Annotated in this window: 22 protein-coding genes; 18 read left to right on the top strand and 4 right to left on the bottom strand. The window is 46.0% G+C overall.

Annotated features, from left to right (window positions below; translation table 11 throughout):
- Positions 1-358: 358 nt before the first annotated feature.
- The 11 genes from AC6I3O_RS20820 to AC6I3O_RS20870 all read left to right on the top strand — a co-directional run bounded on the left by AC6I3O_RS20820 (position 359) and on the right by AC6I3O_RS20870 (position 15,779).
- Positions 359-781, top strand: a complete 423-nt coding sequence (locus AC6I3O_RS20820; protein WP_286152850.1) for a fimbrial protein — start codon at positions 359-361, stop codon at positions 779-781.
- A gap of 21 nt (positions 782-802) precedes the next feature.
- Positions 803-1,513 (top strand): hypothetical protein, encoded by a 711-nt coding sequence (locus AC6I3O_RS20825; RefSeq protein ID WP_286152851.1) that lies wholly within the window; start codon positions 803-805, stop codon positions 1,511-1,513.
- Between the two features lie 15 nt (positions 1,514-1,528).
- Positions 1,529-2,464: a hypothetical protein gene (locus AC6I3O_RS20830; RefSeq protein ID WP_286152852.1), complete on the top strand. Its 936-nt coding sequence runs from the start codon at positions 1,529-1,531 to the stop codon at positions 2,462-2,464.
- Positions 2,465-4,297, top strand: a complete 1,833-nt coding sequence (locus AC6I3O_RS20835) for a lysozyme family protein (protein ID WP_497852522.1) — start codon at positions 2,465-2,467, stop codon at positions 4,295-4,297.
- Between the two features lie 12 nt (positions 4,298-4,309).
- Complete coding sequence (locus AC6I3O_RS20840; protein WP_497852523.1) at positions 4,310-4,972, top strand: DUF5038 domain-containing protein; 663 nt, start codon at positions 4,310-4,312, stop codon at positions 4,970-4,972.
- A complete protein-coding gene (locus AC6I3O_RS20845) occupies positions 4,969-8,268 on the top strand; it encodes a VirB4 family type IV secretion system protein (protein ID WP_497852524.1) in 3,300 nt (1,099 codons plus the stop codon). The genes AC6I3O_RS20840 and AC6I3O_RS20845 overlap by 4 nt, the downstream gene beginning before the upstream one ends.
- Before the next feature lie 265 nt (positions 8,269-8,533).
- Entirely contained in the window at positions 8,534-12,904 is a 4,371-nt protein-coding gene (locus AC6I3O_RS20850; RefSeq protein ID WP_497853551.1) for a VaFE repeat-containing surface-anchored protein, read from the top strand.
- Between the two features lie 136 nt (positions 12,905-13,040).
- Entirely contained in the window at positions 13,041-13,403 is a 363-nt protein-coding gene (locus AC6I3O_RS20855; RefSeq protein ID WP_497852525.1) for a hypothetical protein, read from the top strand.
- A gap of 639 nt (positions 13,404-14,042) precedes the next feature.
- Positions 14,043-14,453, top strand: a complete 411-nt coding sequence (locus AC6I3O_RS20860) for a zinc-finger-containing protein (protein WP_286153900.1) — start codon at positions 14,043-14,045, stop codon at positions 14,451-14,453.
- 15 nt (positions 14,454-14,468) lie between these two features.
- The gene (locus AC6I3O_RS20865) at positions 14,469-15,053 is read left to right on the top strand and encodes a sigma-70 family RNA polymerase sigma factor (protein WP_286153899.1); all 585 of its coding nucleotides are present in this window, start codon (positions 14,469-14,471) and stop codon (positions 15,051-15,053) included.
- A gap of 39 nt (positions 15,054-15,092) precedes the next feature.
- Positions 15,093-15,779, top strand: coding sequence for a cell division protein (locus AC6I3O_RS20870; protein WP_286153898.1), 687 nt, complete (start codon positions 15,093-15,095; stop codon positions 15,777-15,779).
- A 108-nt stretch (positions 15,780-15,887) separates the two neighbouring features.
- On the opposite strand, the gene AC6I3O_RS20875 is transcribed toward AC6I3O_RS20870, so the two are convergent.
- Both AC6I3O_RS20875 and AC6I3O_RS20880 read right to left on the bottom strand, forming a co-directional pair.
- Complete coding sequence (locus AC6I3O_RS20875; protein WP_286153897.1) at positions 15,888-16,100, bottom strand: helix-turn-helix domain-containing protein; 213 nt, start codon at positions 16,098-16,100, stop codon at positions 15,888-15,890.
- A gap of 79 nt (positions 16,101-16,179) precedes the next feature.
- Positions 16,180-16,392 carry a helix-turn-helix domain-containing protein gene (locus tag AC6I3O_RS20880; protein ID WP_497852526.1) on the bottom strand — a complete coding sequence of 71 codons (213 nt, stop codon included), beginning with the start codon at positions 16,390-16,392 and terminating at the stop codon, positions 16,180-16,182.
- Between the two features lie 115 nt (positions 16,393-16,507).
- On the opposite strand from AC6I3O_RS20880, the gene AC6I3O_RS20885 reads away from it, so the two are divergent.
- Positions 16,508-16,813: a hypothetical protein gene (locus tag AC6I3O_RS20885; protein WP_289302050.1), complete on the top strand. Its 306-nt coding sequence runs from the start codon at positions 16,508-16,510 to the stop codon at positions 16,811-16,813.
- 32 nt (positions 16,814-16,845) lie between these two features.
- On the top strand, positions 16,846-17,244 hold the full coding sequence (locus AC6I3O_RS20890) for a hypothetical protein (protein WP_497852527.1): 399 nt from the start codon (positions 16,846-16,848) through the stop codon (positions 17,242-17,244).
- A 101-nt stretch (positions 17,245-17,345) separates the two neighbouring features.
- Here the strand turns inward: AC6I3O_RS20890 and AC6I3O_RS20895 are convergent, their stop codons facing one another.
- Entirely contained in the window at positions 17,346-17,561 is a 216-nt protein-coding gene (locus AC6I3O_RS20895; RefSeq protein WP_289302048.1) for a helix-turn-helix domain-containing protein, read from the bottom strand.
- A gap of 118 nt (positions 17,562-17,679) precedes the next feature.
- Positions 17,680-17,892 carry a helix-turn-helix domain-containing protein gene (locus tag AC6I3O_RS20900; protein ID WP_289302047.1) on the bottom strand — a complete coding sequence of 71 codons (213 nt, stop codon included), beginning with the start codon at positions 17,890-17,892 and terminating at the stop codon, positions 17,680-17,682.
- Positions 17,893-18,087: 195 nt separating this feature from the next.
- Between AC6I3O_RS20900 and AC6I3O_RS20905 the strand changes: the two genes are divergently transcribed.
- The 5 genes from AC6I3O_RS20905 (at position 18,088) to AC6I3O_RS20925 (ending at position 22,880) form a co-directional block, all read left to right on the top strand.
- Entirely contained in the window at positions 18,088-18,528 is a 441-nt protein-coding gene (locus AC6I3O_RS20905; protein ID WP_289302046.1) for a hypothetical protein, read from the top strand.
- Between the two features lie 390 nt (positions 18,529-18,918).
- On the top strand, positions 18,919-19,827 hold the full coding sequence (locus tag AC6I3O_RS20910) for a single-stranded DNA-binding protein (protein WP_497852528.1): 909 nt from the start codon (positions 18,919-18,921) through the stop codon (positions 19,825-19,827).
- 133 nt (positions 19,828-19,960) lie between these two features.
- Positions 19,961-20,791: a hypothetical protein gene (locus AC6I3O_RS20915; RefSeq protein ID WP_497852529.1), complete on the top strand. Its 831-nt coding sequence runs from the start codon at positions 19,961-19,963 to the stop codon at positions 20,789-20,791.
- A gap of 16 nt (positions 20,792-20,807) precedes the next feature.
- Positions 20,808-22,622, top strand: a complete 1,815-nt coding sequence (locus AC6I3O_RS20920; RefSeq protein WP_497852530.1) for a P-loop NTPase family protein — start codon at positions 20,808-20,810, stop codon at positions 22,620-22,622.
- Positions 22,623-22,634: 12 nt separating this feature from the next.
- Positions 22,635-22,880 (top strand): helix-turn-helix transcriptional regulator, encoded by a 246-nt coding sequence (locus AC6I3O_RS20925; protein ID WP_125129211.1) that lies wholly within the window; start codon positions 22,635-22,637, stop codon positions 22,878-22,880.
- Positions 22,881-22,960 lie beyond the last annotated feature (80 nt).

A 22,960-nucleotide genomic window follows, 5' to 3' on the forward strand; every position in this document is an offset into this window, starting at 1 on the left:
AAAAGCGCAGCAATATCTTGGGCATTGCCTCACCCCAGGATTATTGACTGCGTTTTTTATTGCAGGAGGTGAAAATAGACTTACAATTTCATATGGAACCGTGGGAAGCAGACTGTATTGACCAGTCTGCTTTCTTTCATTACATGCAAAGGACCGTGCCGACGGCGCGTTCTCTACATCGTCTGAAAATCCAGGCAGAGGCAGGAACCCCTCCTGTACCGGATACCCCAGAAACCTCACTGCCCAGCACAAAACAGCGAATATATAGATTCACGGAATACCCGGACAGGCAGCAACAGACAGTCAGGGATGGCACACAGTCTCCCTGCCTGATTCAGAATAAGGAGACAACACTGATATGAGAAAACACAAAGTCAAAGAAACACCGCCAAATCCGACATCATTCACTAAGGATTCTCATCGTATGTACAACAAGCAGAAGCGCCATATCGACTACATGAAGTACCTCTATACGGCGGCGCTTTTATTTACATTCTTAGCCTGCAGTGTCCAGCCAGTGATGGCAGCAAATGTATGGGACAAGGCAAAGGAAATCATGAAGGACGTTTACAACCAGATCGTCCTGATCTCCACCATTGCCGCTGTGGTAACCGCATCCGTAGCCCTACTTATGATGAACTTTTCCAAATCCGGCAAGACCGTGGATGAGTCCCGCGCATGGCTCAAACGGATCATCATCACCTGGGCCATTTTAAACGGGCTAGGATTCATTATGGCCTACATCACTCCGTTCTTTGCGGGCGGCCAGTGGAATGGATAGGATAAGAAAGGAGGCATCCGTATGAAAATCTTAGACGGAATCGTGGAATGGATCGCAGAGCAGGTCATGAACATTCTGGATCTTATCACTACTTCAGTATTGGGCGCACTGGGATGTTCCATGGATACCTTCCTCCGCTATTTTCCGGCAGCCGAGAATATGTATCAGATTTTTCTGTCCCTTGCCATTGGATTGATTCTTTTAAACTGGGTTTGGCAGCTCTTTAAAAATTATTTTGCAGGTGCAGGGGTTGAAGCGGAAGATCCTCTGAAATTATCTATGCGAACCTTTATCTTCCTGTTTCTGACCTTTTATGCAAAGGACATTGTGAACCTGCTGTTAGATATCGCCGGAACACCGTATAGCTGGATACTAACCGATGACCTTCCATCCCTAAAGTTCGCGGACTTCAGCTCAGTCATTACTGTCATCTTAGGAGTCTGTGCAAATGGGGCGGTTGCTCTCATCTCTTTGATTCTGGTACTAATCCTAGCATGGAATTACATCAAGCTCCTCTTTGAAGCAGCAGAACGTTACATCCTTCTGGGGGTTCTGGTCTTTACAGCACCCGTTGCTTTTGCCACAGGCGCCTCCCAATCTACCGGAAATATCTTCAAGAGCTGGTGCCGAATGTTAGGCGGACAGTTCTTCCTATTATTAATGAACGCCTGGTGCTTGAGGCTGTTTACTTCTATGGTCGGCACCTTCCTTGCAAATCCACTGTCCATCTGATGAAAGGAGACGAATGTGAAATACAAAAAACAAATACTATCATTAATCTTACTGGTTTCCTGCATGGCGCTTCTCTATTCAATGCCAGTCTTTGCCTCAGAACTTACCGAAGCAGAAGTAGAGCAGGCTGTGGCAGACCAGGGAAAGGAAGCCGTCACCGGAAATGTTTTTATCTGGTTTCTGTGCGCCATTGCATTTCTGAAGGTCAGCCAAAAGATAGATTCCTTCATGTCAAGTCTTGGTATCAACGTTGGGAATACAGGCGGAAACATGATGGCAGAGCTTCTGATCGCTGGACGGAGCTTAACCAGCTCTATGCACCTGAAGGGTGGCGGCAGTAACGGCGGCGGTGGATACCGGAAATCCGGTTCTCCCGGTGATGCAGCCGTAGGGGGAAGTTTTCTCTCCGGCGGGCTTGCCGGATCGGTGGGAAGACAGACCGAACGGAGCGCTGTTAACCATGTAACCGGGTATACGGAACACTCCAGCATCGGAAGCGCCATGTACCACTCTTCCTTGAACAAGGGCGGGGATTTTGCCAACAACGTCATCAGCAATGTCGCCCAGGGAAATTACAGCCAGGTCGGCTCCATTAAAGGTGAAGAGGCAGAAAAAGCCTTCATTTCCTATATGGGCATGAAGGAAGACCAGGACAAGCCGCTTCCGGTATTTACCAACATGGAGATCGGCGGCGGACGCATGACCGGGACGGAGACGACAACCGATTCCGGAAACCGAGAGTTCGCTATGTACCATGCAGACCAGTATCTGGCTCCCACACCGGGGACATTCGATACTGTGCAGTCCGTTGACGGCGCTACCTGGTACAAACAGTATGCCCAGCCGACCGTCAATAAGACGCCTTACGAAACGGAGGATGGAAAAGTTGCCTACCACGAATCCATTGTCCAGAAACTTCCGCAGGCTCCCCAAAGAAAGGAACGCATTTAGTTGGCAGAACAGCAAAGCGGCCTGTCTGAAGCAGCCGGTGTAGGCACGGCTGTATCTGATTTATTAAAACTCAAACGGGCAGCTCCATTTGCAAAGGCTGTAAAAGGCGGAGTTGGCGGTGCTGCAGGCGCTGCAATCGGCATGGCTCTTGGGCATAAAGAAGAAATCAAGAAATCTGCCGTTGCCATTACCGCAGCACTGATGCTTCCAGTATTATTCCTGACCATGCTTCCCGGACTTACCTTTGGGGACTTATCGGAGAACTCCGGCGTATTAAACAGCGGCACCCTGATCAATGAGAACCTACAGAAAGCAAATCAGGCAATCGTGGAGGTTTTAATGGAGTGCCACGATGAGGTATTAGAAGAAATCCAAAAAGAAGCGTCCAAGGTTCCAGAAGGGGATACCGTATCCATCACCGATCCTTATGCCTCTTCCATCTCTGTCAATTCCAATCTGCTGATCGCGCAGTTCTGTGCCAGCAGGGAAAGTTATAAGGAAATTAATATAAAAGAGCTTCAGAAGGTCATCCGGGAAAATAAGGATGATCTTTTTTCTTATGATGTATCAACAGAAACCGTCACTATGGAAGTGGAGACGGAAACAGGCGCGGAGGGCGAGTCAGGCAATGACGGCGCTGCCGGGAATAACTCTTCTGCACCACAGACCGAAACAGTTACTTTTACGCGGCACAATTATGTCGTGAAATATGCCGGTGACACCTATTTTGCAGACCACGTATTCCATCTGACGGACAAGCAGAAGGAACTGGCTGAAGCTTATGCGGAGAATCTGGAACTCTTTTTCGGTTCGTCTGCTTCCGGGGTTGCGACTGCAAATGTATCTGAAGAGGTGCTGGCTTACCGGACCACGGTAGAACGGATCGCTTCCAAATACGGTATGGGACAATACGTGGAGCTGATCCTTGCCGTCATGATGCAGGAATCCGGTGGACGCGGAACGGATGTCATGCAGGCATCTGAGAGCGGATACAACCAGAAATATCCTCATTCACCGGGCAGTATTACTGATCCGGAATACAGCATTGAATGTGGGATTCAGGCATTAAAGCATGTCCTCACGAAAGCCGGGTGTACCGGGCCGACGGATCTGGACCGGATCAAACTGGCGCTTCAAGGCTATAATTATGGCTCCGGCTATATTGACTGGGCGATAGCGCGTGACGGTGGCTACACTAAGGAAAATGCCATTGCATACTCTGATATGATGTGCGCCCGTCCAGGCTGGCACTATTCTGTATACGGTGACAAGGAATATGTGGATCATGTCCTGCGTTATTATATCGTGACTTCCACAGGCGGCACCTATCCGGCAAACGGGATGCAGATCCCCCACTACCTGCAGACAGATTATGGGAATATTCCTTACGGCGGAGGCTCTATTGCTTCCAGCGGATGCGGTCCCACCAGCTTTGCCATGATTGCAAGCTATCTGACCGGGACAACCATTACCCCGGTAGATGCGGTTTCCTGGTGCGGAAATTCCTATTATAAGCCGGGCGTGGGAACCTACTGGTCCTATTTCCAAGCGGCGGCCTCCCATTTCGGGTGTGGTTCCGTTACCCAGACCAGTGACGCCAACACAGTCCTGAAGGCACTGTCGGAAGGGCATCCTGTCATCAGCTCACAGCGTCCGGGCTTATTTACAAGCGGCGGGCATTTCATTGTCCTCCGGGGAGTCACTGCAAACGGGAAGGTTCTGGTAAATGATCCGAACGACAGCGCTTCCAAGAACTATATCAACCGGGAATTTGACATGATGTCCGAAGTCCATGCTACATCCAATGCGTACTGGATTTTTGACAAGAAATAGAAAGGATACCATATGAGCAGAAAAAAATTAATTTTGTCCATTCTCCTGATGGCTGTGCTCGTATCGGTTGGCATTATACTGCCGGCCATGCACCATGATCAGACGGAAGAACAGCCGGCAAAAAAGAAGCCAGTTCCGACTACTGGGAAAACACCGAAACCATCACCGATAAAAGGAACCTCTTCTCTGTCTGGATTGCAGTATCTTGGATTTGAGGATTTGGAAACATTTCTCCCACTTATCCAGATAGAGGATTTAAAAACACAGATGGTTTCTTATTTACAGGATACGGGATATAGAAATATAACATCTGTAACCTTTGTTGTAGATGAGACCAGTTATCCCTCTAATGGAGAAATACTGTTTCAGTTTGCACTATCAGATGGAAGCAGGATTCCTGTGACCTGCCTCACTGCAGACGGGACATTTACATTTGGAGAAGAAGAACGACAGATCTCATCATTAGAAAACGTATATTCGCGTATTTATACACGTCAAACGGATGATTCCCTTCCTTCCGTAACAACGGAAGATATTGAAGCCATGCAGGAAGGCGGTTATGCAGATACAGAAAATAATGATGGTAATATTGCTTCAGATTCCACCGTAAGCGCTGTTCAAATTGATGGCACTATAAATCATTCAGGAAATAACGCAGAGGAGGTGACGCCATGAGCAGCCCGGAAGAACAGCAGGCAGCTTTGATCCCCCGCAACTTTATGGAACGCGGCACTTTTATGGGCGGGATGTTCAAGATTCGGAATGCCATTGAAGGGGCTGTGCTTGCAGCCGGAATCGGAATTCCAGTTGTCCACCTGCCCGTATCGCTGACTACTCGCATCATCATCCTGTGCATGACATCCCTCCCAGCCGCCATGGTTGCCCTCATCGGGATTGGCGGGGAAAGCCTGACTGCATTTTTAATGAATGCCCTCCGGTTCGTAAAAAACCGTAGGATCATCTACCGTTCTGACGTCATGCCAGATTACCGGAAGCGGAGACAGCACGCAAGGAACCGGGAACCTAAGAGCCAGAAGCAGAAAACGAACAAAGGAAACACAAAACAAAGCATTGATAAACAAAAGTATCATGATAAAGATGTTTCCGAAGAAAATACCGTTCAGGATTCGCGATCGGACTTCGGGGAAGTTCAGGAAGTTGGGCATTCCAGCCGGAAAGCCAGAAAAAAAGAGGCTGCACGTAAGAAAATAGAAAAGAAACGGGAACGCCGGATCTATGATACTTCCACCAGCAACGGGATTAAAAAGCAGGCAAAAGAAGACATCCGTGTACTCAAAATAGATCGGAAGCTGGCAAAGAAAGCGCAGGTTCAGGCGTTAAAAGAGGCAAAACAAGAGAAGGCAACACGCGAACGGCAAAGAAAGGAGGATAAAAAAGAAGCCGTCCGGACAGCTAAATTTGAGAAAAAAGACGCGTTGCGGCGTGAAAAGGACGCAAAGAGGGAGGCTGCCTACCGGAAGAAACATCCGGACAGCCCGCCTTCCTCTCCGGCAAAAAAGAAGAAGCGTAAATACCAGACATTGGAGGACTATCTCCCCATCGAAAAGATTGCCAACGGTATCGTCTATACCACTGATCACCGTTACGTCAAGATCTTGGAGATCGAACCCATCAACTTCCTGTTAAGAAGTGCCAGAGAACAGCAGAGCATTATCTACAGCTTTATCTCTTATTTAAAGATCAGTCCTGTGAAGCTTCAGATTAAGATGATCTCCAAGAAAGCAGATATCAACCGACACCTGGAGCAGTCTGCAAAAGAGCTAGAACGTGAATCCGATCCCAGATGCAGGGAGCTTCAGAGGGACTATATCCAGTTCGTGCGTCATTTAAGCTCCAGGGAGGCAGTCTCTCGCCGCTTTTTTCTTATCTTTGAGTATGAGCCGTTCAACGTAAACCGGAAGGTGGAAGAAAAGGAGATCCTGGCGGCGCTGGAGACTGCGGCACAGACAGCAAAAACCTTCCTCTATCAGTGCGGCAATGATGTGGTCACACACGAAAATGAGGATGAGTTCACCACCGATGTACTCTATACATTATTGAACCGGACACTGTGTACCGATAAGCCTCTCCCGGAGCGGATCACTGAAGTTCTGGGACAGCGCATGGCGGAGGGCAAAGACGTGGATACCATCCACAGCAATGCATTTACTGCGCCGGAATCTCTGAACCTAACGCATAGTAACTATGTGCGGATCAACGGGCTTTACCATACCTATCTCATGGTTCCCTCAGACGGATATAAGAATAAGGTCACTCCCGGCTGGCTCTCCCTCCTCATCAATGCGGGGGAAGGGATTGATATTGATTTCTATCTGCATAAGCAGCCAAAGGACAAGATCCAGCAGCGCCTGGGACAGCAGATCCGTATCAACCGTTCCAAGATCAAGGATGCCTCGGATACGAACTCAGATTTCGATGACCTGGATTCCGCTATCCGTTCCGGATATTTTCTGAAAGCAGGGCTTGCCAATAATGAAGATTTCTACTATCTGAATCTCCTCATTACGATTACGGCGTCAGACCTGGAGGAACTGCAGTGGCGGATACAGGAGATGAAAAAACTCTTGATCTCTCAGGACATGGACTTACGCTCTTGTTATTTCCTGCAGGAGCAGGGATTCCGATCTTCCCTGCCGCTTGCTTCCTTGGATAAGAAGCTTTATGTGCTGTCCAAACGGAATGTGCTGACCACAGGTGCCGCAAGCTGTTATCCATTTACCAGTTATAGTATCTGCGATGACAACGGCATCCTGTTCGGAGTCAATAAGCATAATAATTCCCTGGTCATTGCAGATATCTTTGATTCCAAACAGTATAAAAATTCCAACATCTGCATCCTGGGATGCTCTGGTGCCGGGAAGACCTTTACCATGCAGACCATGGCGCTTCGGATGCGCCGGAAAAGCATTCAGGTTTTCATTATCGCCCCGTTAAAGGGGCATGAGTTCTACCGCGCCTGTAAGAATGTAGGCGGAGAATTTATCCAGATCTCTCCAGCCAGCCGGAGCTGTATTAACATCATGGAAATCCGAAAGATTGATAATTCCGTTAATGAACTTTTAGATGGCCCGACGCTGGACGCTTCGGCTCTTGCTTCCAAGATACAGAAGCTGCATATCTTCTTCAGCCTGCTGATCCCGGATATGAACCATGAGGAAAAACAGCTTTTAGATGAAGCGCTGATCAAAACCTATGCCAGAAAAGGGATCACCCATAAAAATGAATCCCTGATTGATCCGGAACATCCTGACCAGTATAAGGAAATGCCGATCCTGGAGGATGTCTATGATATCCTGATGGAAAGCCGGGATACCAAACGGCTGGCACATATCCTGAACCGCCTGGTGCATGGCTCCGCCTCTTCCTTTAACCAACAGACCAACGTAGACTTGACCAATAAATATACGGTACTGGATATTTCAGAGCTGACCGGCTCCAGCGACCTCTTAACGGTCGGCATGTTTGTGGCACTGGATTATGTCTGGGATAAAGCGAAGGAAAACCGGACGGAGGAAAAGGCAATCTTTGTGGATGAGGTCTGGCAGTTGATCGGCGCTTCCAGCAACCGGCTGGCCGCAGAATTTGTACTGGAGATCGCCAAGATCATCCGTGCCTACTCAGGAGCCGGGATCTTCGCCACTCAGGACTTAAATGATTTCTTTGCGTTGGATGACGGTAAATATGGGAAAGGGATCATCAATAACTGCAAGACCAAGATCATCCTGAACATGGAGGATGAGGAGGCCCAGAGGGTGAAACATATCCTCCATCTTTCCGAAACCGAAGTCATGAACATCACACATTTTCAGAGGGGGAATGGTTTAATCTCAACAAACAATAATAATATCACCGTAGAGTTCAAAGCTTCTGCACTGGAAAAGGAACTGATCACCACCGACCGTCAGGAACTCTTAGAGATCTTGGCGCGCCAAAAACACAGGGAAGGTTAATCCTATGATCGCAGAGCTAAATACTACAGAAAACGTACTCCATGATTTTAGAGCACAGAACTTCCTGATGCAGAAGATCCGCGGCCCGCCAAAGAGTCCCAACCATAGAATGAAGAAAAGCGGTATGAAGAAACATCTGCCGGTACAACTGAACACCGTAGACCAAGCAGCTAATATGGCTGCTTTTTTCTTTGCCATCCTACGAGGAAATCTGCCATCGATGGATTTTGTAGTGATGGCAAATTTATTTTCAAGGAGGAAATTAATGTTACAAAAAGCAAAACATTTTATAAAACGGCTGTCCGCATTTCTGCTTGCAGTCCTTGTTACTGCAGGAACCTGTCCTTCCGGCAGCGTACCTGTACATGCCGCAGACGGCACCATCCAATACAATTCTGGACCTACTATCAATTATGGCAGCTATTGTACCACAAAAATGACCTTTGACGGCAGCAATACCGCTTACTGCGTAGAACCGTTACAGCCTACGCCCTCATCAGGAACCTATGCCTACACCCTGCTTGGCAATAACTCCCCCATCCGAAAAGCATTATATTACCTGAATGGCGGATATGGATATGACAGGCATATCAAGAACCAATATCTCGGCGGCTGGTCGGATGACAATTCCTACGTCATCGGTCATCTGGTCGTTGCGTACATCTATGCAGGCTATGCTTCAGACAGCGGCGCCTTCCATGGCGCTCCCCAGAATTACATTGATAAAGCCGTCGAAGTAGCAAACGCCGTCAGAGGGCTTCCAGAACCTCCCGCAACCTTCCGGGCTTTTATCATTCCGGGCAATAATGACCAGACCTTAGTTGGAAGCTGGTATCAAGTTCCTTATGGCTACATAGAACTCCGCAAGGTTTCCTCAAATGCTGCCGTCTCTGACGGGAATGGGAATTATTCCTTAAGGGGTGCGGAATATGGCATTTATAAGGGGGAAACACTTGTCACAAAACTGACTACCGACCAGAATGGTTATGCCAAATCCGATGAACTAGAGTCCGGAAGCTACACGGTCAAAGAACTGAAAGCTTCCAAAGGCTATATCATTGACATAACGGTTCATAATGTAACTGTAGAACCGGAAAAAACTGCTTCCCTTCATGTAACGGAAGTACCCCAGAATGATCCGATGGATCTATTGCTTCAAAAACTTGACAAAGAAATGAATGCCGCACAGCCACAGGGCCGAGCTTCTTTATCAGAGGCTCAGTTCACAGTAAAATTTTACACTCAACAGTCTGATACAGATCCTGCCGCTGACGGCGCAACTCCTGCACGTACCTGGATTTTTAAAACAGATTCCGAAGGGAAAGCGAAGTTTTCCGCAAATTATCTGGTATCCGGGGATGAATTCTATACCCAAAAAGATGGATGTACTCTCTGTCTCCCCCTTGGCACAGTAACAGTACAGGAGACAAAAGCTCCAATCGGTTATTTCACCAATGATACAGTGTTTGTACAGAAGATTACAGCAGGCGGCAAAGCGGAAACTGTATCCTGCTATAATGCTTCTTCCGTAGAGGAACAAATCTGCCGAGGTGGCGTCAAGCTTCAGAAACGGGATTTTGAGACAAAGAAGAAAGAACCGCAAGGCGACGCCACGCTGGAAGGCGCAGTCTTTACCATCACATCCCTGAATGAAAATCCTGTCATAATAGATGGTAAAACCTACACTAAGAACCAGGTAGTTATGACTCTTACGACCGACAGCAATGGATCGGCTTCCACAAAGAATGACGTGCTCCCCTTCGGGCATTATCGGGCAGATGAAACCAAAGCCCCGGAAGGCTATCTGAATGAAGGAAAGCTCTCCGTGGAATTTGACATCACCCAAAATGGTGAGATTGTGAATCTGACCTCTGAAGATGCGGCCATATCAAACCAGGTCATCCGCGGGGATCTGGAACTAATAAAGGTTGTCGATGGAGAACAGAGACGGCTTTCTGACGTCCCGTTTTCTATCACATCTGTAACGACCGGGGAAAGCCACACGATTGTTACCGATAAGAACGGCTATGCCAGCACTGCTTCCAAATGGAATAAGCACACCCACAATACCAACCAGGGTAAGACTTCCGAAGACGGAATCTGGTTCGGAACATCGAAACCGGATGATTCCAAGGGCGCTCTTCCTTATGATACTTATTCTATAGAAGAACAGCGCTGCAATGCAAACGAGAGCATGGATCTCTTAAAATTCGAGGTCACTATTTATAAGGATTCTGTCAGTGTGGATTTAGGGACGCTTACCGACGACAAAATTGAAATTTGTACCACCGCCCTTGATAAGAATACAGGAACTCATATGAGCAAACCAGAAAAGAAAGTGACGCTGATTGATACTGTAGAATATTCTGGATTGAAGAAGGGTCAGAAGTATCAGATTATCGGCACGCTGATGGATGCAGAAACCGGTGAAGCGATCCTGATTGATGAAAAGCCGGTGACTGCCGAAAAAGAATTTACGGCAAAAAAATCATCCGGAAGTGCGGAAGTCACCTTTACGTTCGACGCAACTTCTTTAGCAGGAAAGACTACAGTAATCTTTGAGGAACTTCATCAGGATGGGAAGAAACTGGCTGCCCATACAGATTTAAAGGATACGGAGCAACAGATCTCATTCCCGGAAATCGGCACAAAGGCGAAGGACTCCGATACAGAAGATAATATCGCCAATGCGGATGAAAAAGTACAGCTTACCGACACCATCTTCTTCAAAGGACTAATTCCCAATCTGGAATATGTCGCTGCCGGAAGGCTGATGGATGCAGAGACAGAAGAACCGCTTTTGGACGGCGATACTCCCATTACTGCGCAGACCACATTTACTCCGGAAGCCAGCGAAGGCACCGTTGACGTTGTATTTGAATTTAACGGCAGTTCCCTGAAAGGCAAAAATACGGTCATCTATGAGTCAGTCACCCAGGAAGAAAAAGAGGTGGGGATGCATGCAGATCCGAAGTTTAAGGATCAGCAGATGTTCTTCCCGGAAATCGGCACAAAGGCAAGCTGTCCGGAAACCGAATCCCAGATGGCGATTCCAAAGGAGGAGCTCACGATAGTAGATACCGTTTCCTATCATCTGGTTCCCGGAAAGGAATATAAACTCACTGGAACCCTTATGGATAAAGAGAGCGGAAAGCCCCTGCTGGTTGATGAAAAGCCTGTGACCTCCGAGCTTGTCTTTACGCCGGAAGAGGCAGAAGGCACGGTGGAATTATCCTTCACATTCAATGCAAGCGCCCTGAAGGGCAAAACCATTGTCGCTTTTGAATCCGTTTCCTATCAGGAGAAGGAGGTCGCTGTCCATGCAGACATTGAATCCACTCCTCAGAGCATCTATTTCCCGGAGATCGGTACAAAAGCCATCTGCCCGGAAACCGAATCCCAGATGGCACCTGCGAAAAAGGAAGTAACGATTACAGATACCGTTTCCTATCAGTGTCTGGTTCCGGGAAAAGAGTATAAATTAACCGGAACCCTCATGGATCAGGAGAACGGCGAGCCCCTGTTGGTTGATAAAAAGCCGGTTACCTCCGAGCTGATATTTACACCGGAGACAGCAGACGGGACTGTGGAGTTGTCATTCACATTTGACGCAAGCACACTTAAGAACAAAACGATTGTCGTCTTTGAATCTCTTTCTCACAAGGGGAAGGAACTTACGGTTCATGCTGATATCGATTCTGAACCACAAAGCATCTATTTTCCGGAGATTGGCACAAAAGCCACCTGCCCGGAAACTGGAAGCCAGATGGCACCTGCCAAGAAAGAATTAACGATTGTAGATAACGTTACCTACCAGCGTCTGATTCCGGGGAAAGAATACAAGTTGACCGGCACCCTCATGGATCAGGAAAATGGCGAATTTCTGCTGGTTGATGGAAAAACTGTTACCTCAGAACTTGTATTTACACCGGAAAAGGCGGAAGGAAGCGTGGAGCTTTCCTTTACCTTTGATTCCAGCGCCCTGAAAGGGAAAACCGTTGTAGCGTTTGAATCCGTTTCCTATCAAGAAAAAGAGGTCGCGGTCCACGCAGATATTGAATCTGAACCGCAGAGCATTTATATACCGGAAATCGGTACTACTGCTAAGGATGGCAAGGACGGGGATCAGGAAGCACTGGCTGAAAAGGAGACGCAGATCATAGATACGGTGAAATATAAGGATCTGGTTGCCGGAGGCCCCTCCTATCGTTTAGTTGGAACTTTAATGGACAAAGAAACCGGTAAGGAAGTCCTGATCGATGGCAAGCCGGTTACTGCGGAAACTACATTTAAACCAGAAGAATCCAGCGGCTCCATTGATGTTACTTTCACTTTTGATGCCACAGAACTCAAAGGACATGATGTGGTTGTCTTTGAGAAACTCTATGTCACGGTGAAGGAAGAAGACAAGGACAAAGAGGTAGAAGTAACCAGCCATGAAGACATCAAAGCCAAAAGCCAGACTGTAAAGCTAACAGAAATACCGACCGAACCAAAAGAACCGGACATTTCCTCTCCTGTCAAGACTGGGGATGATGCTCCGATCCTGCTTTACATCTGTATTGCTACAGGCTCCCTGCTTTTCATTATTATCAGCGGGCTTGTTTTCTACTGGAGACGTAAGCACCAGAAGTAAATTTGATATGGCAACTCGTTCATTATATGGCGGCAGATTAGCAGGCGGCAGGATGAATCACTGACAACTGTATCTGCCGGCATTGATTTCAACACAGGCAGCATTTTCATCTAGCTGCCTGTATCTGGAGGTAACTATGGAGATAACACACTGCCTCGCGGATGCTAAACATATCCGCCGCTTTTTAGATGCCTGTGATGGGAACTGGCATCATTGTATTTATGTAGAATGTGCCAACTGCAGAGTGAAAAAAACCTGCAATACGTCCGGATTCCTGTTTTGTCCGGATCATCGGGCGGTTCCATTGGTTCTTCCTCATTCGGATGCAAGTATTCTTTTTGCCTGCCGTCCGGAGCCGGAAGAATGTCTTGCGGTATTCAACGATTCTGCTTTTCTGGAAATGTATACGGAATTCCTAAAAGGCAAAAAAATAATCTCTCCGGACTGCCCCTGCATGGCGCTATTAGATATCCAGAATAAAGATTGCTATGACTGGTAATAAAACAGATATATTCATTTTATAGCTATCCGTTGCACTTTCTCTGCCTGCCACGTACAAAGAAAAGAAAAACGGAGGGATGACTTATGAGGAACCTTACTACAATTATACAATTCATTGACCAGACGTTTACCAGTTTAATCTTTATACCCATGTGTTTTATCCTATACTGCAGGTTCTTTCCTTCCAAAGAAAGAGGCAGAAGAACTTGCATCTTTTACCGGGTATGCATCATACTGGTGATCTTGTTCCTGCTCCGGTATTTCTGTGATAAATTTATCTTTACCGCAGTCAACTATCCGAGATTTACAGACAGCGGACTGTTTCCTCTGATCCAGGCGGTCTTTTATCCGGAAATTCAATAGCCGCTGGCTGTCAAATGAGTAATAAAAGAAGATTGCATAGAGTAAGCATTGGAAGATTTGTGCAGACACCTTTTCCAGTGCTTATTTCTTTATTTTATCGTATTAACGTATTAACTGGAGGAAATTGGGGAAAAGTCCCAAATTGGCACCTGTTTTTGCTCTTGCCTTATAGGAATCCCCTGCTTATTTACTTATAATATACGTATACAAAACGTAAAGGTTGTTATTTCTAAGTATTTTATACATATACAAAACGTAAGAGAGGTGAACATTTATGAAAAAACAGACAATACGCTGCCCATACTGCGGCAGTCCTGCGGTCTTAAGAGATGCTTCCTATGTGTATGGCAACAATGCTTTTGAAGGAAAAATCTATGTATGCAGCCACTATCCGGCTTGTGATTCCTATGTAGGCGTCCATCAGGGGACCTCCCTGCCAAAAGGCTCCCTAGCGAACCGCACGCTCCGTAAGAAACGCATCCAGGCCCATCAGATTTTCGACCAGCTCTGGAGAAAAGGGATCTTCAGCCGCGAGGAGGCTTACCGATGGATTGGCGATAAATTCTGCCTGCAAACTCGTCAGGCACATATCGGGAATTTCAGCGACTACATGTGTGACCAGCTGATACAGGAAGCATCTAAAGTTCTACAGAATAACCACATACCGCTTGGTATGGCCGGATAAAAAAGGAGGGATACCATGGATGGAACCATGAATTATGAACAGAAACAGCTTGTAATCGCTCATTTAAGCCTCGTTCCCCGGATGGTTCGGGCGCTTACTAGAAGCTTTTCACATCTGTCTCAGGATGAGTTTGACGAGCTGACACAGATCGGATACCTTGCCCTGTGCAATGCCGCCATGAAATGCAGTCCCACACAGCCGTTCTCGCCATATGCGAGGGCGGCGATCCGGAATGCTATTTATGATTACTGGCGGGACTGCGGGAAACGTAAAAGCGCGTTCTGCTCTCTGGATGCAATCCTTACTGCCGAAGATGGCAGTACCTATGAGCCGGAATTTATACTCTCTAAAACAGACGCACTGTCCCCAGAACAGGCTGTACTGTCGAAAGAATCCGCCTCTTACCTGAACAGGCTGGAATGTGCAGGCAGTAATCATATAAAAAAGGGGATTGCTTCACTTCGTCTCCAACAGAACGGCTACACCAGTGCAGAAGTGGCAAAGCTCTACAATGTCCCATCCAACCATGTTCGGGCATGGCAGAGCAAAGCAAGGAAACAGTTAAGGGAAGATCAGGAATTATATGCGCTTTTGGCATAATTCCAAAGGAAAATACATGAAAAAGAGGAGGTAGTTATTATGCTGACGTTATACACCGCAATCGGAAGTTTGAAAATCAAACGGGATGAGATGGGAAATCCAGTCCCGGTAGTCATCAATAACCAGCAGGAATATGGATTATCTGAGCATGAACTTGTACTCTGGAGCTGTCTTGCTTTCCAGATCCTACAGATCTATGAACTGGAGAAGGCATATAGCAAACGGCTTGCAGATTCCGGCCGCCCAGAAGGACTTTCCTTTTCCCATTACTTAAACCGCCTGCTTCTGCGGGGACTGATCGTAAAGGGCGACGGGCTGACCGGAGTAGACGCCCTGTACCGGCTCCTTGGAACACTGCATATCCAGCCGGTTATTGACCATTTTTCGGTACGGCTCTTCACCTGTATCCAGCTCTATCTGGAGGGGAAAATAAGGTTTCGTGATTTCGGGCGGTATCTGAAGAAAGAAAAATGCGCTCCAATGGAAGAAACTGTCTTGGAACTCGCTAAAGCTACGGAGCTTACCACCGCAGAACTGCTCGCCTGTGTAGACCAGGGGGAAACTGCCAAAAATCCGAAAGAAATATGGAATCTGCTGTATGAGGATACGGATGCGACCTATGAATCTCTGGCAGAAGAAACTCAGCTTCTTCACATCCAGTACCCAGTACTGCAGGCAATCGGAAACCTATACCTTAATAAACAGATTTCATTCCAACAGTTTTAAAAGGCGAACTATGTTAAAACCACTATTTACAAAGCTGACTGACCAGGCAGCAGTCAGCTTTCTCATCGTATTGGTTGAATGTTTTTATAGAACCTATTCCTGTACCGCTTAGAAAAAATTATCATCGGGTATATGTTCCATAATATCGTTGATATCGCACTCTAAAATATTGCAAAGGCGGTCAAGCGTGTTTGTGCTTACCGGCTGGTTGTATCTTAAACGGTAAAGCTGAGCTTTACTTACATTATACTTCTTAGTCAGCATAGATTTTGTGATTCCTTTTTTTTCTGCCGTTTTCCAAAGTTTGTCATACTTAATCATGTGAACCCTTCTTTACTTTTTTTCTATTATCGCAAGAAAAAAATCAGGCAATAAGGTTCCACATTCGGAACTATAAAGGTCAAAAAAAATTATCGTCTGGTATATGTTCCATAATATCGCTAATATCGCACTCCAAAAGATTACAAAGACGGTCAATTGTACAAGTGGTCACCCCTTTGTTGTGGCGCAGTCTGGATAGTTGCGCTTTACTAATGTGATGTTTTTCATGGAGGGCATTATTTGTAAACCCTTTAGCTTTAGCCGTTTCCCATAATTTGTCAAACTTTATCATAATCCGTCGAACTCTTCCTCTTGATTTTCTTTTATTATTGCAGTAATATTTACTTGTCGGAAGGTTCCATATTCAGAACCCCCTATCAAAAAAATCTATTTAAGGAGGGTGAACCGTGGACAAAAAGAAGAAAAATACTTATTTATCTGAATTATTTTTGGAGAACCTGAATGGGGATTTCTCACGCCTGGCGGTATTAAGAGCGCTGGAAAAATGTAACGATGAAGTACTAAAGAGAATGGGTACATATCCTTGTACCAAATGGGCAATCGATTATTTTTTTTACAGAGAGAAACAAACGAAAAAACTGTCTAAGCAGATCATGCAGGAATTAGTAGATTTTTGGGACGTTTACGGCGAATTTGATAATATGCTCAGACCTAGTGTAAAAAGGAACTATTTAATACTGCAGATGCTTTAAGCATAAGTGAAAAACAGGAGATAATGATTAAAATGACAGAAAATTACATACAATTACCGCCGCTGCCATGTGATACGCCGACAGAAATAATAGAAATTGTTTGGACATATTCCAGAATGGAGAAGTCCGATAAAGAGAAGGTTTTAACTTTTATGAGGGAAAATATGGCGTCTGATATCGAACTTAGTGAAAAACAAAAAATGATAAAACTGATAGAGGAATCAAAACCAAGTCCATATGTTGAAGAGTTCCATTCACTAATGCAAAAATTGATTGGAACACTCATTGCCCAGTCATGTGAAATGTCGGCACTTGTTTATCAGAAATATTGCATTGAAAAGAACTCCATAAAAGAAATATCTGAAACGTTCCATGTGCCTGAAAACTCCGTTGAGCTTATGGCACAGTACTATGATACAAAATTAAAATAATCCTATCATAAAATACACCTTGAAACGGTGAATCCATGGAAAATAAAGGATTCGCCGTTTTCTGGATTGCTATTTTGAGGGATTGACGATGAAAACAACCTCTAGGATTCATCAGACTTATCCTTGATGTGTCTACAGATATCCTCAACTTCACAATCCAATATTTCACAAAGATGATCAAGCGTAATCGTTTTTATTATCATGTTATTTCTTAGGCGGTGAAGCTGTGCTTCATTCACATGATAGTCTTTGATCAGGGCGTATTGCGAAATCCCCTTTTTCTTCATGGTTTCCCACAAACGGTCATATACAATCATATTCTTACCTTTCTGACGTCTATATGACTATTATTCCATGGGATTCCCAAAAATAACATTGTGCTTGTAGAAACAATATTCCACAAAAAAAGTATATGCTTTTCAAAAACATATACCATTACTCTCTGGGTTCATCTTTTACATACCGACATATATCTTCTACATTGCAGTCCAGTATATTGCATAGGCGATCTATAGTAATAGTCTTTATGACACCGTTTTTTCTGAAACGGTCTAACTGTGCTTCGTTAATGTTGTAATCATGTATTAGTGAGTATTGCGTAACACCCTTTTTCTTCATAGTCTCCCATAATCTATCATACACTATCATTTCTGCTCTTCTTTCTATTGATGTATTTTAATTATTGCATTAAAATGTGTATAGCAACATTGTTCTTGTAAGAACAATAACGGCATATATTTTTAGAAATCGTGAAATTGACAGATTTGCTTTCTCACCGAAAGATGAGAGGCCAATCTGCCTATTACAAATGTGGATAACAAGTTGCTATCTGGGAGGTAAAAAGTGAAAAAAGAGCGAATAATCACCGCAATTATTGTAGCTTTGTTAACAGGAGTGGTTGTATATTATGCTAGTTCGCCAGAAAATGGCATTTTGAACAACTCTGACGTATCTTCCAACGAACATATTGCAACAAAGTCAGATAAGCCTGAAATAGACTCTACTAATCTTTCAGACTATGAAGTATTGTCAAGTTATAGTTCCTCATCTGCAGGCGGCCATCGTGAAACCGAGATAGATGTTGCAGTTTATAGCAAACAACACAGCGAAGAACTGTATAAACGTATTGAAGACGAACATAATCGTCTTAATGGCGAACCAGATACATTGAAAATTAATTTATATCATTCTGATACAGAATTCACGAACGGCACAAAACCGTATGCAGTCATTTATATTGACTATATAAACGATATTCGAGAAATAGCCGTAGCCTTCTTCTAAAATATCTACCGACCATAATCTTAGATGGCAAAAAATAACAATATAAAAGCAAGACATTTCTAATTTTATTAATACCTCTTGTTACTTTCTGAGATACTTCAACTTCCATTTTACATATACAACATATAGATTTATTTGTTGACCAAACCTATATATTGTGTTATTATAATCATGTATTTAAGTTTTTGTGTTATCCCACATCGGGAGTCTGGACCATTCCTCCAGAACACACGCGAGTTTAAGTTTGGAAATCAGAGTCATTAGGATAGCCGCATCCTGCGGTCGCTTAATGGCTCTTTTTTTATTTATTAGAAATCTGAATCTTAGATTTCCTAAAATTTTACCTATTTTTATTATTTCAACGCCCAGAGGGCAGAAAGGAGAAATTTTATGTCAGCAATCATTCATCTCATGGGGAGAGTCACCAGAGATCCCGTCATGCAGCAGGGAAGGAACAACGGTACGGAGTATATCTCTTTAGACCTTGCTACCTCACAAAGAAGCCAGAACGCACAGAATAACCCGGAAAATCCGTATGAATCCGTTTTTTATCAGTGTTATCTGAACAAGCATCTGGCAGAACGGCTTTCAAAGGCTGGAGTCAAGAAAGGAACCTGCCTGTATATTTATGGAGAACTTGAGCTACATCCCTTTGTTTACAGCCAGGGACAAAAAGCAGGTCAGGCTGGTTCCGGCGCAAAGATCAATGTACGGGACTGGCAGTTCTGTCTTTCCAACAAGTCAGAAGGAGACACAGGCGGAAATCAGGCAGGCACACCGCCGTACAATGGAAGTGCAACAACGCCGGGATCCGGGGGCTATCAGAATCCAGCCCCGCAAAACGGCGGCTATCAGAATCCTGCTGGTGCTGCACAGGGAGGCGTTTATCCTGCTAATGGAAATGCTACCGGAAACGGAAGCTATCCGAGCGGTAGCAATCCCTCCGGTGGAGGCCGCTATCCAAATGGCGGCAATGGTACTGCGAATGGGAACTATTCCAATGCTGGTAACGGAAATGCAGGTGCCAACTATCCGAATAACGGGAATGGTACTGCACGCGGCAGTTATCCAAGCGGAGGCGGCAACATGGGCAACGGTTCACAGCCTGCGAACGGAGGAGCCCCGCAAAGCGGTTCTTACCAGGCAAATGCCCCTGAACAGAATAGATCCGTTGGAAACCAGATGTACCAGCAGCAGGGCAGAAACACCCAGTATGGCCAACAGCAGGGCGGTTTTGCCGGAGACGGGTTTACCAACATCCCGGAAGGCATGGCTTCACAGCTTCCCTTTACTGCATAACTTCAGAATCACCCGGTTACGGAGTCGGCAGACGACAGCCGCTTCCGCGAATCACTAAATGAAAGGAATTGCGTGTCCAATCCGGATGCTGCAGTTCCTTTATTACACTAAATTTCAAAGAAAGGAATTCCAAATGAAAACAAGAAAAACAGAACACAACCGTATCAAGATTATAAGAGCAGCCGCCCTGATTTTATTCCTGGCTCTGCTCTTTACTCCAGAACAAATGAATCGGACTGTCATTGCCGGCATCGCAATCGCCGGAATCACAGGAAGCCTTCTTTTCCTTCTGATTCCCATGCTGCCGCGTATCTCAGTTCCATCCTTTTTTAAAAATACTCCTTTTCACAGACAGAAGCGTAGGAAAAGCCGTCAGAAAAGTCCTGTCTTTGACATGGAAACGCTGCTGATCCGACAGGTCGGTTACCAGATCACCGATAAGATCAAAGCAGCTTTCCCGGATGCGTCATGGGAATATACCCTGCCCATTAAGGCGGAGTCCCTGCTGAATTGTGAGATCATCCGCATCCGAACCTTCCATACGGGAGATTATAACTTCGCGGATATTTCTCTGGACAGGTACGGGCATCTGAAGCTCTTCATGATGACTATTACAGACTTCACACCCGTTCCAGGGCGGAAGAATCCAGATAACCCTACGCCCGGTAATCCGGAAAATCCGGCAGAACCTCCTGTCCATGTAGATCCGGAATCCTGGTATTCCCTCATCGGGAAGCCGTTACTGACGGAACTGATCGGAGACCTGCAGGCAAGGGGGCACCAGAAGCTGTATATCAATGAAGCCGGGGAAATATTTATTTATGCCAACAATACCCCTGAAATAAAAGATACCTTCCAACATTTTCCTCCCAGAGATTACTGGGCAGTCCTCATGGATATCTTTACCCGTGATGAGCTGAAAGCAACGGAAACCAATGACACCCTGGAATTATCCTGGGCATAGAAGGGAGAGAATGATTATGGCAAATGGAAATATATTACCCAACTGGTCCTTTAAGCGAAAGCTGCCGGAACCGTTCGCGGATTATACGGATGACCCGGTATTTAAGAATGTTTATTCCAAGCATTGCATACAGCCCCAGAAGCGTTCCACGCTCCATGCGGCGACGCTTCGGGCAATCCTCGCATATCTGGAACTGGAGTCACCAACAAGCGGGAAACCGCCGGAGAAACTTGGTGCAATCGGAAGCCAGGGAAATAATTTCACAATTGCGGAATATCCGAGCAAGACCGGAGAACTCCACGTAGCAGTTTACAACCGGACAAACGGCAAGTTTACGGCAGGCTGTTACCAGATGCCTCCGGATCCGGAAAACAATCCGGAAAAATATATGCTGAAGGAAGATGACAAAAGCGGCGCTGCCCTGATCTTTGCACTCCTTCCAACTGCTATGGCGGATGACGAGTTTAATGAGCATTACCAGAAGCTGAAGGAAGACCGGGATAACGGCTATCCAAACATGGACGAAACGGCAGAGACCGCAGCAATCCTGTGCGATAACCTTTACCGGCGTATCCGCTATGGAACCTCCCTGACAGTCGGCGGAATTCCAAATGATACGCCAACCAACGGTTCCATTCCACAACTCAAAGCATTTACAGTACAGAAAGGCACTTATTCTCCCACAGATGTCATCCTTGGAACCTTCCAGGTCGTAAAACCCGGTACATCTACCCGGAAAATAATGGCAAGCGTTTCCAAAAAAGATTTCGTAAGCAAATACATCCTGTCCGAATCCCGGACACTGACTCCCCAGGAAGAACTCACCGTACCGCAGCTTCCCGACTGGTACATCATACCGCCGGAGATTAAAAGGATCTGCGAACACGCTAAATTAACAACGGCTACCGTATCACCCATGCGGAACTTCTTATTAAGAGGGCCAGCGGGGACAGGAAAGACCGAAGGCGCTAAAGCGATTGCTTCCGGCCTTCATCTCCCTTACCGGTGCATTACCTGCTCTGCAAATACCGAGATTTTCGATTTGCTCGGACAGATCCTGCCCGATGTAGAAGGGAAACTTTCCGCTCTCCAGAGTGAATATCCTACATTCCAGGACATCATGATGGACCCGGCAACGGCTTACCAGAAGCTGACCGGCACCTATGATGAAAGGGTGGATGAGGATACGGTTTACCAGAAGCTGGTGGATACCATAATTAATGAAATGCATGACCACTACGCAAAGCAGGATTCCCACCAGAAGTTTAAATACGTGGACACCCCGCTGGTAGAAGCAATCCGCTATGGCTATCTTGTGGAATTACAGGAACCAACGGTCATTGCCAATCCCGGCGTGCTGGTGGGCTTAAATTCCCTGCTGGACCGCTGTAACAGCGTGTTCCTGCCAAACGGGGAGGTCATTCACCGCCACCCGGATACCACAATCGTAGTAACCACTAATAATGACTATGCAGGCTGTAAACAGATGAACCAGTCTGTCATCTCCAGGATGAACCTTGTGATCGATCTGGATGAGCCGGATGAGGATACCTTAGTCAAGCGTGTCCTTGGCATTACCGGCTGTAGTGACAAAAAGACCGTAACCACCATGGCAAAGATTGTCAAAGCCGTATCCGAATACTGCCGCGAGAACCTGATCACAGACGGATGCTGCGGAGTCAGGGAGCTGATCTCCTGGGTGCAGTCCTTCATGGTCTGCGGGGATATCCGGGAAGCCGCCCACTACACCATTCTCTCCGCTGTTTCGGCAGACGCGGAGAGCAGGCAGGAAGTGGAGAACGGCTGCCTGGATTCCATCCTTGCGGCGTAAAGGGGGCTTTTTATGAGGGATTATCAGATCACAGAGGAAGAGATGCGGGGAGTGTTAGCCGCCAATCTTTCTTATCTCAGGAAATCCAAACGGTGGAGGCTCTCCCAGAAAACGCTGGCGAAGATCCTGCATGTACCGAGGAAAGCCATCATGAATTACGAATCCGGAAAAGTCCTTCCGCCGACCTATATCACTTACCGTATGGCGCTGTATTTTTGCTGTACCATGGAAGAACTTCTGACGGAAAAAGTATTTTAACCACAATGACTGGGCAGTTATCTCTATAAATGTACTGCACGGAGGAATTGCGGTTACAAATAAAAATTATGATAAAGAAA

Source organism: Sporofaciens sp. St.21A7 (assembly GCF_059728535.1).

Excerpts from the sequence above, each read along its gene's own strand:
- AC6I3O_RS20845 (WP_497852524.1), top strand. The coding sequence starts at position 4,969 with ATGAGCAGCCCGGAAGAACAGCAGGCAGCTTTGATCCCCCGCAACTTT.
- AC6I3O_RS20870 (WP_286153898.1), top strand. The coding sequence starts at position 15,093 with ATGCTGACGTTATACACCGCAATCGGAAGTTTGAAAATCAAACGGGAT.
- AC6I3O_RS20855 (WP_497852525.1), top strand. The coding sequence starts at position 13,041 with ATGGAGATAACACACTGCCTCGCGGATGCTAAACATATCCGCCGCTTT.
- AC6I3O_RS20895 (WP_289302048.1), bottom strand. The coding sequence starts at position 17,561 with ATGATTGTATATGACCGTTTGTGGGAAACCATGAAGAAAAAGGGGATT.
- AC6I3O_RS20910 (WP_497852528.1), top strand. The coding sequence starts at position 18,919 with ATGTCAGCAATCATTCATCTCATGGGGAGAGTCACCAGAGATCCCGTC.
- AC6I3O_RS20820 (WP_286152850.1), top strand. The coding sequence starts at position 359 with ATGAGAAAACACAAAGTCAAAGAAACACCGCCAAATCCGACATCATTC.
- AC6I3O_RS20925 (WP_125129211.1), top strand. The coding sequence starts at position 22,635 with ATGAGGGATTATCAGATCACAGAGGAAGAGATGCGGGGAGTGTTAGCC.
- AC6I3O_RS20880 (WP_497852526.1), bottom strand. The coding sequence starts at position 16,392 with ATGATAAAGTTTGACAAATTATGGGAAACGGCTAAAGCTAAAGGGTTT.
- AC6I3O_RS20840 (WP_497852523.1), top strand. The coding sequence starts at position 4,310 with ATGAGCAGAAAAAAATTAATTTTGTCCATTCTCCTGATGGCTGTGCTC.
- AC6I3O_RS20900 (WP_289302047.1), bottom strand. The coding sequence starts at position 17,892 with ATGATAGTGTATGATAGATTATGGGAGACTATGAAGAAAAAGGGTGTT.
- AC6I3O_RS20860 (WP_286153900.1), top strand. The coding sequence starts at position 14,043 with ATGAAAAAACAGACAATACGCTGCCCATACTGCGGCAGTCCTGCGGTC.
- AC6I3O_RS20890 (WP_497852527.1), top strand. The coding sequence starts at position 16,846 with ATGACAGAAAATTACATACAATTACCGCCGCTGCCATGTGATACGCCG.
- AC6I3O_RS20875 (WP_286153897.1), bottom strand. The coding sequence starts at position 16,100 with ATGATTAAGTATGACAAACTTTGGAAAACGGCAGAAAAAAAAGGAATC.
- AC6I3O_RS20865 (WP_286153899.1), top strand. The coding sequence starts at position 14,469 with ATGGATGGAACCATGAATTATGAACAGAAACAGCTTGTAATCGCTCAT.
- AC6I3O_RS20850 (WP_497853551.1), top strand. The coding sequence starts at position 8,534 with ATGTTACAAAAAGCAAAACATTTTATAAAACGGCTGTCCGCATTTCTG.
- AC6I3O_RS20825 (WP_286152851.1), top strand. The coding sequence starts at position 803 with ATGAAAATCTTAGACGGAATCGTGGAATGGATCGCAGAGCAGGTCATG.
- AC6I3O_RS20920 (WP_497852530.1), top strand. The coding sequence starts at position 20,808 with ATGGCAAATGGAAATATATTACCCAACTGGTCCTTTAAGCGAAAGCTG.
- AC6I3O_RS20915 (WP_497852529.1), top strand. The coding sequence starts at position 19,961 with ATGAAAACAAGAAAAACAGAACACAACCGTATCAAGATTATAAGAGCA.